Annotated in this window: 9 protein-coding genes; 8 read left to right on the plus strand and 1 reads right to left on the minus strand. The window is 67.4% G+C overall.

Going from position 1 to position 15,350, the window contains the following annotated elements; all coding sequences use genetic code 11:
• The first annotated feature begins 39 nt into the window (after positions 1-39).
• The 8 genes from ACP7AS_RS03805 to ACP7AS_RS03840 are packed head-to-tail and all read left to right on the plus strand — an operon-like array spanning position 40 to position 7,970.
• On the plus strand, positions 40-2,304 hold the full coding sequence (locus ACP7AS_RS03805) for a bifunctional salicylyl-CoA 5-hydroxylase/oxidoreductase (protein ID WP_426027532.1): 2,265 nt from the start codon (positions 40-42) through the stop codon (positions 2,302-2,304).
• Complete coding sequence (locus tag ACP7AS_RS03810; protein ID WP_426027533.1) at positions 2,301-3,062, plus strand: SDR family NAD(P)-dependent oxidoreductase; 762 nt, start codon at positions 2,301-2,303, stop codon at positions 3,060-3,062. Before ACP7AS_RS03805 ends, ACP7AS_RS03810 begins: the two co-directional genes overlap by 4 nt.
• Entirely contained in the window at positions 3,059-3,565 is a 507-nt protein-coding gene (locus tag ACP7AS_RS03815; RefSeq protein ID WP_426027534.1) for a MarR family winged helix-turn-helix transcriptional regulator, read from the plus strand. The genes ACP7AS_RS03810 and ACP7AS_RS03815 overlap by 4 nt, the downstream gene beginning before the upstream one ends.
• On the plus strand, positions 3,562-4,374 hold the full coding sequence (locus tag ACP7AS_RS03820) for an enoyl-CoA hydratase family protein (RefSeq protein ID WP_426027535.1): 813 nt from the start codon (positions 3,562-3,564) through the stop codon (positions 4,372-4,374). Before ACP7AS_RS03815 ends, ACP7AS_RS03820 begins: the two co-directional genes overlap by 4 nt.
• Before the next feature lie 2 nt (positions 4,375-4,376).
• Entirely contained in the window at positions 4,377-5,561 is a 1,185-nt protein-coding gene (locus ACP7AS_RS03825; protein WP_426027536.1) for an acyl-CoA dehydrogenase family protein, read from the plus strand.
• A complete protein-coding gene (locus ACP7AS_RS03830; protein WP_426027537.1) occupies positions 5,561-7,165 on the plus strand; it encodes an AMP-binding protein in 1,605 nt (534 codons plus the stop codon). Before ACP7AS_RS03825 ends, ACP7AS_RS03830 begins: the two co-directional genes overlap by 1 nt.
• Entirely contained in the window at positions 7,162-7,584 is a 423-nt protein-coding gene (locus ACP7AS_RS03835; protein WP_426027538.1) for an acyl-CoA thioesterase, read from the plus strand. Before ACP7AS_RS03830 ends, ACP7AS_RS03835 begins: the two co-directional genes overlap by 4 nt.
• Positions 7,581-7,970 (plus strand): RidA family protein, encoded by a 390-nt coding sequence (locus ACP7AS_RS03840; protein ID WP_426027539.1) that lies wholly within the window; start codon positions 7,581-7,583, stop codon positions 7,968-7,970. The genes ACP7AS_RS03835 and ACP7AS_RS03840 overlap by 4 nt, the downstream gene beginning before the upstream one ends.
• A 254-nt stretch (positions 7,971-8,224) precedes the next feature.
• Here ACP7AS_RS03840 and ACP7AS_RS03845 read toward each other — a convergent pair whose 3' ends face one another.
• Complete coding sequence (locus ACP7AS_RS03845) at positions 8,225-15,283, minus strand: hypothetical protein (RefSeq protein ID WP_426027540.1); 7,059 nt, start codon at positions 15,281-15,283, stop codon at positions 8,225-8,227.
• Positions 15,284-15,350: the final 67 nt, after the last annotated feature.

The following is a 15,350-nucleotide window of genomic DNA, read 5'->3' on the forward strand; positions in this document are numbered from 1 at the left end:
AATATGTCGTCGGATCAACCCGCCAGAAGCGTTGCGATCGTGGGAGCCGGGCCGGGAGGGCTCTACCTCGCCATTTCCCTGAAGCTTCGCGATCCGGCCCTGGTCGTCGCCGTTCATGAACGCAACCGGGCCGATGACACCTTCGGCTGGGGCGTGGTCTTCTCCGACCAGACCCTGGCCAACCTCAAGGCCAACGACCCCGAAACCGCCGCGACCATCGAGGCGGCCTTCGTGCACTGGGACGATATCGAGGTTCACATCCACGGTCGGTGTATCCGCTCGGGCGGGCACGGCTTTGCCGGCATCGGCCGCCAGAATCTGCTGACCCTGCTTCAGGCGCGAGCCAGGTCACTGGGCGTCGTTCTGCATTTCGAAAGCGAGGTCGCCGACCTCAACGCCCTGGAGGCAGACGTCATCGTCGCGGCAGACGGCCTGAACAGCCGGGTCCGCAACGACACACCCGAGGTGTTCGGCGTCGATGTCGACGTGCGCGCCAACAAATACATCTGGCTGGGCACGACCCGGGCCTTCGGCGCCTTTACATTCGCCTTCGTCGAGACGCCGCACGGCTGGATCTGGGCGCACGCCTACCAGTTCGAACCGGGGACATCGACCTTCATCGCTGAATGTTCCGAGACCACCTGGCGAGGCCTCGGCTTCGAGGGGATGGACCAGGCCCGGACCTGCCGCGCGGCCGAGGCCCTCTTCGCCGACTGGCTGGACGGCCACCCGCTGATGAGCAATGCCAAACATCAGCGCGGCTCGGCCTGGCTCAACTTCCCCCGCGTCGCCTGCGAGCGCTGGCGCGACGGCAGGGTGGTGCTGCTGGGGGACGCCGCCCACACGGCGCATTTCTCGATCGGCTCCGGTACCAAACTGGCCTTCGAGGACGCGATCCGCCTCGCGCGGGCCCTGACGGATCAAGGTGATCTCGACGCCTGCCTCGCCGCCTATGAGGCCGAGCGCCGGATCGAGGTGCTGAAGCTGCAGAGCGCCGCGCGCAACTCCACCGAATGGTTCGAGACCGTCGACCGCTACACCAACCTCGATCCGCTGCAATTCACCTACAGCCTGCTGACCCGCAGCCAGAGGGTCAGCCACGAGAACCTGCGCCTGCGCGACCCGGGCTTCCTCGAGGCGGTCGAGCGAGGTTTTGCAGCCGCGGCCGGGGGCCCGCCTTCCGACTCTGTTCCGGCGCCCATGTTCACGCCCCTGCAGCTGCGCGGCCTGACCCTGCCCAACCGCGTCGTGGTCTCGCCGATGTGCATGTATTCGGCCACCGACGGCACTGTCGGCGACTTCCATCTGGTCCATCTCGGGGCCAGGGCCATGGGCGGTGCCGGGCTTGTCTTCACCGAGATGACCAATGTCTCGGCCGATGCCCGCATCACCCCCGGCTGCGCGGGAATGTACCGGCCCGAGCATCGCGACGCCTGGAAGCGGATCGTCGACTTCGTCCACGGCCAGGGCGCGCGCATCGCCCTCCAGCTGGCCCACGCCGGCCGCAAGGGCTCGGTCGAGCGGCCTTGGGGGCCGCGCGCCGACCAACCCCTGATCGACAATGGCTGGCCACTGATCGCCGCCTCGACCGGTGCCTGGACCGACCGCGACCAGTCACCTCGTGCCATGACCCGCGACGACATGGATCGGGTACGCGACGATTTCGTCCGCGCCACCGGCTGGGCCGACGAGGCCGGGTTCGACCTGGTCGAGCTGCACTGCGCCCATGGCTATCTGCTGTCGTCCTTCCTGACGCCGATCTCCAATCACCGCACCGACGATTACGGTGGTTCTGTCGAGAACCGGCTGCGCTTCCCGCTGGAGGTCTTCTCCGCCATGCGGTCCGCTTGGCCCGCCGACCGGCCGATGTCGGTACGACTGTCCGCCACCGACTGGATGGAAGACGGCCTGTCGCCGGAAGATGCCGTCATCATTGCCCGGGCCTTCGCGGACGCCGGTTGCGACCTGATCGACGTCTCGGCTGGCCAGACTTCACCCGACAGCCGGCCTGTTCATGGCCGGATGTTCCAGACGCCGCTCAGCGACCGCATCCGCAACGAAGCCGGGGTCGTGACCATGGCGGTGGGCAACATCTACGAGACCGACCACGTCAACAGCATCCTCGCCGCCGGCCGCGCCGACCTGTGTGCGCTGGCCCGCCCGCATCTGGCCGACCCGAACTGGAGCCTTCGCACGGCCGCCGAAACGGGCTGGCGTGGGGTCCAGCCACCGGTCCAGTACCTGGCGGGCTTCGCCCAGCTGGCCCGCAACCTTGAACGCCAGCAGCAGACAGGTCCGGTATGAGCCTGTCAGGCCTTCATGCGGTGGTGACCGGCGCGGGCTCCGGTATCGGTCGGGCCATCGCCGAAGAGCTGGCCGCGGCCAACGCACAGGTCACCCTGATCGGACGCCACATCGATCGACTGGGCGAGACGGCCGATCGTATCGGCGACGCGGCCTTCGCCGCCCCCGCCGACGTTACCGACCCTGATGCTCTCGCCGCCGCTATCGAGGCCGGGCGCGACCGGTTCGGGCCGGTCGACATCCTGGTCAACAATGCGGGCGGGGCGGTGTCCGCACCCTTCATGACGACGACAGCCGACCACCTGCGCGCCATGCTGGCACTCAACCTCGAGGCTCCCGCCGAGGCCATCCGGCTGGTCCTCCCGGGCATGCTGACCCGGCGCCGGGGCCGGATCGTCAACATCGCCTCGACGGCGGGCTTGAAGGGTTATCCCTATGTCACCGCCTATGTCGCGGCCAAGCACGGCCTCGTCGGCCTGACCCGTGCCCTCGCCCTCGAGGTCGCGTCGAAGGGCGTCACCGTCAATGCCGTCTGCCCTGGTTTCACCGACACCGAACTGGTCGCCCGTTCCGTAGAACTGCTCGTCGACAGGACGGGCCGCAGCGCGGATGAAGCTCGCGCCACCCTGGCCGCCTCCAATCCACAGGGGCGGTTTATCACCCCCTGCGAGGTCGCCGCCATGGTCGTCTGGCTGAGCGGCGAGGCCGCCTCAGGGGTCAACGGTGCGGCCTTGCCCGTGGCCGGAGGCGAGACATGAGCCCAATGGCATCAGCCCTCCTGCCCGACCGGCTGGGCGGTGCACCGCACAGCAAGCGGTCACTGCGTCTGTGGCTGCGGTTGCTGACCTGCACGACCACAATAGAGCAGCGCGTGTCACAGCGGCTGCGCGACGAATTTGCCACCACCCTGCCCCGGTTCGACCTGCTGGCAGCACTGGACCGCGCCGGCCAGAACGGCCTGACCATGGGCGAGGCGGCCGACCGGCTGATGGTTTCGAACGGCAATATCACCGGCCTCGCGGCGCGGCTCAGAGCCGACGGGCTGGTGGAAGCCATGGCCGGCACGGACCGTCGGGTCCAGCGCCTGCGCCTCACCACGGCCGGGCAGGCCCGCTTCGCTATCATGGCGGCGGCGCACGAAGCATGGATCGAGACCCTGTTCGCTGACCTGACCGATACCGAAGCCGACGACCTGACCGGCCTGCTGGAGCGGACCAAACGCTCGCTGGAGGCCGCCGCCCGTGAGGAGCCAAGCCGATGAAGGCGCGCGACTATAAAGCCGAACATTTTCTCTGGGCCGTGGACGGCGACGGGGTGGCAACCCTGACCCTCAACAGGCCCGAGCGGAAAAACCCGCTGACCTTCGACTCTTACGCCGAGATGCGCGACCTGTTCCGCGCCCTGGTCCATGCAGAAGACTGCAAGGTGGTGATCATCACCGGGGCCGGCGGCAATTTCTCGTCCGGCGGCGACGTGCACGAAATCATCGGCCCGCTGACCGAAATGGCCATGCCAGCCCTGCTGCGCTTCACCCGCATGACCGGTGATCTGGTCAAGGCCATGCGCCACTGCCCCCAGCCGATCATCGCGGCCCTGGACGGAATCTGCGTCGGAGCCGGGGCGATCATGGCCATGGCCTCGGACCTGCGCATCGCCACACCGAACACCCGGACCGCCTTCCTCTTCACCCGGGTCGGCCTCGCCGGCTGCGACATGGGGGCCTGTGCCATCCTGCCCCGGCAGATCGGCCAGGGCCGGGCGTCGGAGCTGTTGTTCACCGGGCGGATCATGACCGCCGAAGAGGGTGAGCGCTGGGGCTTCCACAACCGGCTGGTCGAGCCCGCAGCCTTGATGGACACGGCCCTGGACCTGGCGCGTTCGCTGGCCCGGGGGCCGACCTTCGCTCACAGCGTCACCAAGACACAGCTCAACCTCGAATGGGACATGAGCCTCGACGCCGCGATCGAGTCCGAGGCACAGGCCCAGGCCATCTGTATGCAGACCCGGGATTTCCGCCGGGCCTTCGAGGCCTTTGCCGCCAAAAGCGACCCCGTGTTCGAGGGAAACTGACCATGGCCGTCCAGACCTTTCGCGACACCACCTTCCTGGACTGGCCCTTCCTTGACGACCGCCACCGCGCCTTCGCCGCCGACATCGAGGCCTGGGCAGACGTCCATGGCGACGCCCTGCACCGACACGGGGATCACGACCTGGACGGGGACTGCCGCGTCATCCTGAAGGCCCTGGCCGACGGCGGCTGGCTGAAAAACGCCGTGCCCGACGCAGACGGCAGACTGGACGTGCGGACCCTGTGCCTGACGCGCGAAACCCTGTCCCGGCGCTCCGGTCTGGCCGACTTCGTCTTTGCCATGCAGGGACTGGGCTCGGGACCGATCAGCCTGTTCGGCAGCGACGCGCAGAGAGCGCGCTGGCTGCCCGGCGTAGCGTCGGGCGAGACGATCGCCGCCTTCGCCCTGTCAGAGCCCGAGGCCGGCTCCGACGTCGCCGCCCTGTCGACAACGGCCCGACGCGAGGGTGACGGCTGGGTGCTGGACGGCACCAAGACCTTTATCTCCAACGGCGGTCTCGCCGACCGCTATACCGTCTTCGCCCGCACCGGCGAGGGACCCGGGGCCAAAGGTCTGAGCGCCTTCGTCGTCGACGCAGGCACGCCCGGGTTCGATGTGGTCGATCGCATCCCCCTGATGGCCGCCCATCCCCTGGCGACGATCCGGTTCACCGACTGCCGTATCACCGGCGATCGGCTGCTGGGCGAGCCCGGACAGGGCTTCCGCATCGCCATGGCCACGCTGGATGTGTTCCGCTCGACCGTCGCTGCGGCGGCCCTCGGCTTCTCGCGCCGGGCCTTCGACGAGGCCGCCGGCCGGGCCACGACCCGCATCCTGTTCGGGGCCCCCATGAGCGACATGCAACTGGTCCAGGCGGCACTGGCCGACATGGCTCTGAAGATCGACGCCTCGGCCCTGCTGATCTACCGCGCCGCCTGGCTGAAGGATCAGGGCGCACCCCGCGTCACACGCGAGGCGGCGATGGCGAAGCTCTACGCCACCGACGAGGCCCAGTCGGTGATCGACCAGGCGGTCCAGCTGTTCGGCGGCCTCGGCGTCGTCTCCGGAAGCCCGGTCGAACGTCTGTACCGCGAGATCCGCGCCCTGCGCATCTACGAGGGTGCATCCGAGGTCCAGAAAATCGTCATCGCGCGTCAGGTGTTGTCGAGCCGCACCGGGGGGCGTTGATGATCGCCAGCGCCCATCTCGACCGCTTCGTCCTCGAGCACCTGCCGCCGCCGGCCCTTCAGCCGGAGCGAATCTTCAGCCTGCCCGAGCTTCAGTACCCCGAGCGTCTGAACGCCGGCGTTGAACTGTTGCGCCGCGCGATTGCAGCCGCGGGTCCTGACGGCCGCGCCCTGATCGATGCCGATCATGAGTTTTCATGGGGCAGGGTCGATGCGATCTCGGACCGGATGGCGCGCGTTCTGGTCGAGGACATGGGGCTGATCCCCGGCAACCGCGTGCTGCTGCATGGTCCGAACGCCTCCTGGACCGTTATGGCGTGGTTCGCGATCCTGAAGGCCGGTGGCGTGGTCGTCGCCACCATGCCCATGCTCCGCGCCGCCGAACTGGCCGTTGTCATCGACAAGGCCCGGATCAGCCATGCCCTGGTCTACACAACCCTCGCAGACGCCGTGACCGAGGCCCGGGACGCGGCTCCGTCGCTGTCGCAGGTGATGGACTCGGCCGCCCTCCAGAGAGCCGCCCAGTCCCTGCCCGCCGGCTTCCGCTTCGACGCCGTGGACACCGCAGCCGAGGATCCGGCCCTGATCGCCTTCACCTCCGGCACCACGGGCAAGCCCAAGGGCTGCGTCCATCTCCATCACGACATCCTCGCCATGGCGGACACCTTCGGTCGCCATATCGTCGGGCTGGCCAGGGATGACATCATGGTCGGTACGCCGTCGATCGCCTTTACCTTCGGGCTTGGCGGTCTGGTGGTCTTTCCCGCCGCCGCCGGTGCCGCGACGGCCTTCGCCGACCGCCCCGGCTTCGACGCCCTGGCCGAAACCGTCGCCCGCTTCCGGGCGACCGCCCTGTGCACCGCCCCGACCGGCTATCGCGCCTTGCTGAAGCTGACCGGCGACCACGACCTGTCCTCGCTGCGCACCTGTGTCTCGGCGGGAGAGGCCCTGCCCGCCGCGACGTCCGACGCCTGGCATGATGCGACCGGTATCCGCATCGTCGACGGCATCGGATCCACGGAAATGATCCATGTCTTCATTTCCGCCCGCGGAGACGACATCCGCCCCGGCTCAACCGGCAAGGCGGTCCCCGGCTATGAGGCCCGGATTATCGATGACGCCGGCCGACCTCTGCCTCCGGGCGGCATCGGTCGCCTCGCCGTCCGCGGCCCGACCGGCTGCCGCTATCTCGATGACGAGCGTCAGGCCGCCTATGTCCAGGACGGCTGGAACCTGACCGGCGACGTCTACCGGCTGGATGAGGACGGCTATTTCTGGTTCGTGGCCCGGTCCGACGACATGATCATATCGTCGGGCTACAACATCGGTGCGCCCGAGGTTGAGCACGCCCTGTTGCGACACGAGGCCGTCGCCGAGGCCGCGGTCATCGGCGCGCCCGATACCGAGCGCGGCCAGATCGTCCAGGCCTTTGTCGTGCTTAACGCAGGGCACGCTCGCTCCGATGCCCTGCGCCTCGAGCTCCAGGCCTTTGTGAAGGGTGTCATAGCCCCCTACAAATATCCTCGGGCGCTCGAATTCGTGGATGCCCTCCCCAGGACACAGACCGGAAAGCTGCAGCGCTTCCGGCTGAAGGATCCATCATGAACAGCGAGGTTTTCACGGCCAGACGCCGCGTGCGTTTCGCCGATTGCGATGCAGCCGGCATCGTGTTCTTCCCGCGCTATTTCGAGATGCTGAACGGCGTGGTCGAGGACTGGTTCGCCGGCCCTCTGGATCTGTCGTTTCGCGAGCTCCACCTGGAGCGTAACCTCAGCGTGCCGACCGCCGCCATCGAAGCTCGCTTCCTCGCGCCGTCGCGGCTGGAAGACGACCTGGACTTCACCCTTGCCGTGACCCGCCTTGGCGGGGCCTCCTGCGACCTGCGCCATCAGATGTTTGCCGGCGATCAGCTTCGTCTCGAGGCCAGGCAGACGATCGTCTTCGTCGGCGCGTCCCTGAAGCCCGAACCCTGGCCCGCCGAGGTGCGCACCCGCATCGCCCTGTTTGTGGAGCCCCCCGTATGAACCAGGTCCTGCTGCCGGAAGGCTGGCCCCGCCCCCGGGGATACTCGAACGGAATCGCCGCCAACGGCCGTATGGTCTTCGTGGCGGGCCAGATCGGCTGGGACACGGCGGGGCAGTTCCCACAGGGCTTTGTCGCCCAGGTCCGACAGACGCTGGCGAACACCCTTGCCGTTCTCGCGGAGGGCGGCGCGGGACCCGAACATATCGTGCGCATGACCTGGTATGTCGTCGACAAGCGTGAATATCTGGCCGACCTGCACGAGATCGGAGCCGCCTGGCGCGAGATGGTCGGGCCACACTATCCGGCCATGGCCGTGATTGAGGTCCGGGGGCTGATCGAGGATGCCGCGCGGGTCGAGATCGAGACCACGGCGGTCATCGGCTAACCGTCCGCATCCGGGGGTCGCCCGCGCTCCGGGCGGTCCTGTCAGCCCGGACGGATTGCGGGGTGAGGGAGGCGGCCGTAGCCGCCGAGACGATTTCAAGGCCCGAGGATCGGCTGCCGTCGTCGACTGGAAGACGCTTGCCGCCTCGAGATGCGACCCCTGCCCTCAGCCCGCCCGGCGGAGACGAGTTGGCGTTGGACTGACCGCACCAGCCCCACGCCTCGAGAGGGCGTGGGGCATCCCTGCAGCCAGGTTCAGTAACGTAGCCGGATTCCGACTGAGAGGCCGACAGCGCGATATTTGTCGCTGTAACGGCCTGTCAGATCGCCGAAGACGCTGAAGCCATTGGCACCCTCGCCGGTGAGGCCCGCCTTGACCTCGCCGTAACCGCTCTCAAACGGGTCGCGGAGACCCAGATCGGGTCCGGCGCTGGCGATGACGACGTCGCTCCCGGAGACGGCCTCGCCGACACCCCGAACGGAGACAGCAAAGCGGGTCACGAGGTGCCGGCCAAGTACCCCGGTCTCTCCGGAGAGCCGCGCGCCAAGAGAAGGACGCAGGCTTTCGCCATCATCAAAGCGGAAGGTCGAGCCGGCGGCGGTGAAGTCGTCAACCGAGCTGTTGACATAGGCGACGGCGGCCGAGGGCTCGATGGTCGTACCCATGAGGAAGGGGGCCCGGAACCCCACCTCGACGGTGCCGCCCAGCGACGTGATATCCGTGTCCTGGCTGGTGAAGCCGGTCAGACGCGGTGCCTTGATCTCGCCGTTCAGCTGGTTGGCCCCGATCGTGGCCGCGACAAACCAGCCGCTACGGACGAAGGTCGCATAGGCGCTGGCCGCAAGGCCATCCATGGTCACCGAGCTCGACTGCTGATCGAAGTCGGTGGCTGCGTCCACATAGCCAACCGAGCCGCCGAAGACGACGCTGCCGTTCATGGCCTCGCGAACGGCATCGAAGCCGATCGTCGCCGACGTCAGGTCCTGGCTGTATGACGCGTCATAGTCCTGGATCCCGGCGAGGCTGGTGGCTTGGCGATCGATGTCGCGGCTTTCGCGGGTGCCCTGGACATCGATCCAGAAACCGCCCGCCCTGCCGCCCGAGGCCAGTTGATCACGCACCTCGGCCTGACGCGATGCGCGTGGAGCCGATCCATACCAGACCGCCTGGGCCTGGGATGTCAGGGTCGAGAACTGATAGGCCTCAACCTTGGGCAGGCTGACCAGGACGGTCGCCCCGGCCGCGTTGACGCCAAGTTGACTGAAGAACAGGCCAGGCTTGTCAAGAACGCCGCCGAAGAGAGCGGCATTGTAGAAGCTGGAACTGCGATCGAGAACGAAGTCGCCCGCATGGGTCAAGCCGTTGACGATGACCGTCCCCGTCGGATTGTAGGCCCCGAAGGCCGTCGGCGACGTGTCGCGAACGACCACCGAGGTGCGGCCGGAGGAGGTGCCCACGGTCAGGAAGTCGGACCGGCTGCCAGGGGCCCCGACAGCGATATCGACCACGAGTTGCGCGGTGCCGGAGCCGACGTAGACCGAACCCGGAGCCAAAAGGGAGTCGCCGAGGACGCCATTCATCAGGGTCAGCGTTCCGGCGTTATTGAAGGTCGTCAGACTGGCCAGCAGGAAGGTTGACCCCGTCGCGCTGACCGGGCTGGAGCCGACGACAACCTGACCGTTGTTGTTGAAGACGTTCGTTCCACCTCGGAAGTCGAAGGTGGTGGACGTACCGACGGTGACCAACTGTCCCGCGTTCGTGAAGGTGTCGTTACCTGCGCCAAAGACAGAAAGGCCTCCAGTCTGGAACGTCGTGCCCGCGCCGCCGGCAAGCTGTCCGGTGTTGCTCCCGCTGAGGGCCGAGAAGTCGATCTGACCTGAGACGGTACCGGCGTTGTTGACCACAACCGAGCCGCCGGTGGCGCGGATCGCCGTCGTAAACGGCGAACCACTGACGGTCTGTACAGACGCGCCTTGGGCGATGTTGATGGTCGAGCTTGAGCCGGAAGCTGTGTTGAGGGCGATCACTGCGCCTGTCGGGCCGTCCACGCGACCTGCGACGACCGCACCGGCCGCGACATTGATCGTGCCGCCGGCGGCGGAGTTGGCCACAATCGCGGGGCCGGTCGCCGAAATGACATTGCCGCGCACATTGAGCAACAGGCCGCCCGTACCGGAGGTCACTGCGATGGCAGGACCGGCTGAACTGGTCACCGCGCCTGTATTGGTGACGATGGTCGATCCCGCACCGGTGGAGGTCGCCACGATGCCGGAGTTGCTACCCGTTACCGGACCGGCAGCCGTAATCGTGGCCACGCCCCCGCCGCCCGAGACGTTGATGCCGTCGCCGGCCAGACCTGCGACGGCACCGGTCGCGGCAACGGTGGTCGCACCGGTTCCGGTGTTTGAGGCGAGGATGCCCGAGGTTGCGCCTGTAACTGCGCCCGTCGTGCGAACCATGACGGCACCGCCAGAACCGGCGGCCTCAATGCCGACGCCGCTGAGACCCGTAATCGGCGTGCCGGCGGTCGAGCTGACCGTGACCGTTCCCCCGCCCGTGGAAGCGATGTAGGCACCGACAGCCCCTTCGACGAGCCCGCCATTGGCCGCATAGGAAACATCGCCGCCGCCCTGAACGACGACACCGTACGCACCCGGATCGATGATGCCGGTGGAGGTGACGCTGATCGAGCCGGTCCCTCCATGCGATGCATAGATACCCGCGCTCTGGAGCCCCGTGCCGGCCGAGACGAAGATGCCGCCGGTCGAGTTGATATTCAGAGCCGCAGTACCGGAGGCGATGCGGGCATCGATCCCGATACCCACGGTATTCCCCGCACCAGTGGTGCCGATCGAGCCGGCCTGGTTGATGGTGATGGAGCCGGTTGTCGTGCGCGCCTGGATCCCGACGGCCGCTCCGGGAGCGATCGTGCCTGCTGCCGCCGTATTGATCGTGAGCGCGCCGGAGGTCGTGGAGCCGCTGATGCCCACGACCGGACTGATAATGGCGCTGCCGATCCCGGCGGTCCCGCCGATGTTTATCGCTCCCGCCCCTGCCGTAGACGCCAGGATGCCGGCGCTGGTGACCTGGATCGCGCCGCCGCTCGAGTTGACCGTGATCGAACCACTGTTGGTGGCCGAGGCGATCGAGGCCGCGACGCCGACGGCGACGCGGTTCGCACCGGCTCCGCCAATGGCGGCCAGATTGTTGATGGAGATGTTGTTGGAGCCCGTGACGGTGTTGACCATCGCCCGGATGCCTGTCCCGCCGAAGGCATTCAGCGTGGTTCCGGCCGCGGTACCGATGGTGGCAGTACCTTGTCCGTTGATGACAGCGAGGATAGCCGCCTGATTTACGCCGCCGGTGACGCTGCCGCCCGCCGAGATCGTGATGCCGGAGCGCGCGGTCGTGCCGGTGCTGGAGACGTCGATGCCCCGGAAGGTGCCGCTGACGGCACCCGTGGTCACGACACTGACGAGCGCGTCGCCACGACCGTCGGCGAAGATGCCGTCCCACGTGCCGTTTGTACCGGTGTTGGTGGTCACCGCGCCGGAGCGGATGGTGATATCGCCACCAATTGTCTGGGCGCTGATGCCCGAGCCCCCGGTCGAGACGATCGGGCCGGTCGCGGTGATCGACAGGGTGTTGGTGGCGAGACTGCCGTTGTTCACGCCGACGATGCCGAAGCCGGAGGCCGCGGTAATCGGGCCGCTTGTATCGACCACAACCACGCCGTTCGGAGCCGCGCCCTGGCTGGCCGCCACGATGCCGCGTGTGCCGCTTGTGACCGAACTGGCGAAGACGTTCACATTGCCCTGGCTGGTGGCGAACACACCGGTCGCCCCCGCCGTGATCGCGCCGGTCCGGGCGGCGACCGTGCCGACAGAGGTCGCTCCGGTTCCGGTGTTGGCCGCGTCGATGCCGTTGGAACCCGCGCCGGCGACGATGCCCCCGGTGCTGGTGACCGAGATCGAACCTGCGCCGCTGTTGGTGGTTTCGATCCCCACGCCGAAGGCGGCGATCGCTCCGGTGGCATTAATGATGATCGCGCCGCCCGAAGCATCCGCCTGGATCGCCCTGCCGGCGCCTGCGGTGACTTCGGCCGTATTGATTGTGATGCTGCCGGCCCCCGAGCTCTGCGCAAGGATCCCGCCCGCCGCTCCGCCCGTGATCAGGCCCGTGGCGGTGATTGAGACGTTGTTTCCACCAGACAAACCCAGGATCCCGAAGCCGCTGGTCGCCGAAGCGTCTGCGACATTGCGGATCGTGCCGTAGGTCACGGCGGTACCGCCTGCTGCGGTCGCCGCACCGGTGTTGATGGTCACCGTTCCGGTTGAACTCTGACCGAACACGGCCGGACCGTTGCTGGAGGTCACGTTTGCCGTCCGGATGCCGACCGAACCTGCGCCGGCGACCGTGCCGACCACGCCCCCGATGGCTCCCGACACAGGGCCCCGAGCTTCGATCACGATGTTGCCGCCGTTGGAACGGCCGTAGATTCCGTATTGGCTGGTCCCCGTGACCGCCGCCGCTGACACGATGCCTATGTTTCCCGCACCGCCGCCCGAAAGCGCATAGATGCCGTCATAGCCGGTGACCGTACCGAGCGTCCGGATGTTGATGAAGCCGTCGCCTTGAGACTCGGCGAAAATCGCACTGTTGGACGAGAGGGTCTGCGATGCAGTCGACAGGATCGTACCGTTGGTCACGAGGTTGATATCGCCGCCCACGGTCTGGGCGCTGATGGCGGTCCGGCCCGTCCCGGTGACGTCCCCCGCCGTGATCGACAGGCTGTTGGCGTTCAGCGCGCCGTTATTGATGCCGATGATCCCCCAGCTGTTCAGGCCGACAACCGGGCCCGTCGCATCGATGATCACCCTGCCGTTGGGGTTCGTATACTGGTTGGCCGCCACGATCCCGCGCGTGCCGCCGGTGACCGAAGTCGCATAGACGGAGACGTCTCCCGCTCCGAAAGCGGTGATGCCGGTGCCCGTCGAACCTGTGGCTGAAACCGCGCCGATCCGCAGGGACTCCGTTCCGACATTCACGGCCCCGGAGCCGGTGTTGGTCGCCGCAATGCCGTTGGCGGCCGTACTGTTGACCGGACCGGTTGCAACGATATTGATCGCACCGGCACCGGCACTGACCGCCTGAATGCCAAAGGACGACGCCTGGATCGGTCCGGTGGCAGAGATGGTGATGGGACCGGCGACCGTCGTGACGCCTATGCTGCGACCCGCGGATGCGGTCACACCGGCCGAATTGATCGTCACGGCACCTGCAGTGGCCGTGGTCTGGGCGAGAATTCCGCCGGCCGCTCCGCCCGTTACCAAGCCGTTGGCGTTGATGTTGATGGATCCGCCGCTCGACAGGGCCGCGATGCCGAAGCCGCTGTCGGCCGTAACGCCGGTCGCCGAATTGTTGACGATTGTAGCGGCCGTACCGCCGACCGAGGTTACCGCGCCCGTGGCGATGTTGATGTCACCCCCGCCGCTGGTGAATATCCCGGCCCCGTTGGTCGTGGTGATCGTGCCGGTGCGCGTCGTCTGACCGATGTTTATCGCTCCGCCGCCGGTGGTGACGGCGCGGATGCCCTGGAAGCCGTTGATCGCCCCGCCGGCATTGATGGTCAGTGCGCCCCCCGAACCGGTGGCACCACTTTCCAGGTCTATGCCCCGGAAGGAGGCGTTGATCGGCCCGCCAACCGTCAGATTGATACCCGCATTGGATTGGCCGAAGGCCCCCGTCCAGCCTGTGCCGTTGCCGGCATTGGCGGTCAGTGCGCCGGTGGTGATCGTCGTGTCGCCGCCGTTGGAGAAGGTGCTGATCGCGGAGCCGCCGGCGGAGATCACATTCGCCACCCGCACCGTCGTCGTGTTGCTGGTCAGGGCACCGTTGTTGTTCGCAATCACGCCGGCCCCGCTGTTGGCAGTCACCAGACCTGTGACGTCAACCAGCACCGCACCATTGACCGTGAAGGACCCCCCGCTGGTCTGGTTTGACGCAACGATGCCGCGCGTGCCGCCGGTGACCTGGCCGGCGTGGATCGAAATGTCGCCGCCTGTTGTCGCGAAGATACCATTGGTGCCGCCGCTGATTGTGCCGACCCGTTGCCCGACCGAACCGATGCTGACCGCGCCGAGCCCGACGTTGCGGCTGTCTATGCCGCTGAAGCCGGCGCTGCTGACGACCGCTCCGGTATTGATCGTCGTCGAGCCAGAGCCGCTGCTGATCGCATAGACCCCCCCGGTAGTCGTTCCAGCCAGGCTGATGTCGATCGCGCCCGTTCCATTGGTGGTCGCGCTGACAGCCCGCTGCGTCGCCACGATGGAGGAGCCGGCCCCGGACGTCACGGTGACCGACCCGCTGCCGCTCGAGGTCGCGGCTACCCCCGTCGACGTCGCGTTCAGTGCCGCGGTGATGTTGACGGTGACATTTCCACCTGCGGAGCGCGCAAGGACGCCACTGGCAGGAGCCGTGGCCTGGCCGATCGCACCGCCCACATTGACCGTAACAGCCCCTCCGCCGTTTGAGTTGGCGTTGATCCCTGTCCCGACGCCGTTGATCGTGCCGCCCGAGCCGGTGCGGATCTCGATGGTTCCGGCACCGTTCGTGTTCGAGTTGATGCCGATACCATTGGCGCCGCCGCGCATCGCGGACGTGACGCCGGCACCTTCGCCGATCACAACCGAACCGCCGCCGGTATTGGCCTGAATGCCGCCAAACAGACCGTTGAGGGTGCCGCCGGTTGAGTTGACGATGAGGCTCGCGCCCTCGCCCTGCGTACTCGTGACCAGAGCGACCCCGTTTGCGCTCGTGATCGTGTTGGCGCCGTTGACCACCGTCAGGTTCGCCGCCTGCGTGCCGATGTTGATCGCCGGTCCGTTCGCGGCCGAGAAGCTACTCCCACTGCCGGTATTGACGGTCGAGGCCTGGTTACCGCTGAAGACCTGCAGGGCTGATCCGGAGCCCTGAAGCGTGGAGACCCCCGTAAAACTGACAGTCATGGGGCCGGTCGAACCGCTCGTTGCGCCAATATCGAGCGCGGCCCGGCCGACCGTCGCCCGGGTGTCGATCACGGCACCCGTCACAACGACTATGGGCGTCGAGCCGCCGAAGACGGTCACGCCGTTGTCCGGCCCGTTATCGTTAATGTTGCCGCTGGTCGTGGAGATCGTGCCCGCCGTCAGCGCCTGTCCGGGTGCCCCGACATCGGTCTGCTGGGCGTGGGCTGCAGGAGCCAAGGCACCGAGCACCAGCATGGACGCGCTGGTCATCATCGCCGCGTTGCGACGCTTTGCAAACTTGATCACTGGAATTCCCCGGAGCGGCGACATCAGGCCACCAAAACCACAATTCGCGTTTCTTATCAGTCTATTG

This window comes from Brevundimonas sp. TWP2-3-4b2 (assembly GCF_049897345.1).
In the GTDB taxonomy this organism is placed as follows: Bacteria; Pseudomonadota; Alphaproteobacteria; order Caulobacterales; family Caulobacteraceae; genus Brevundimonas.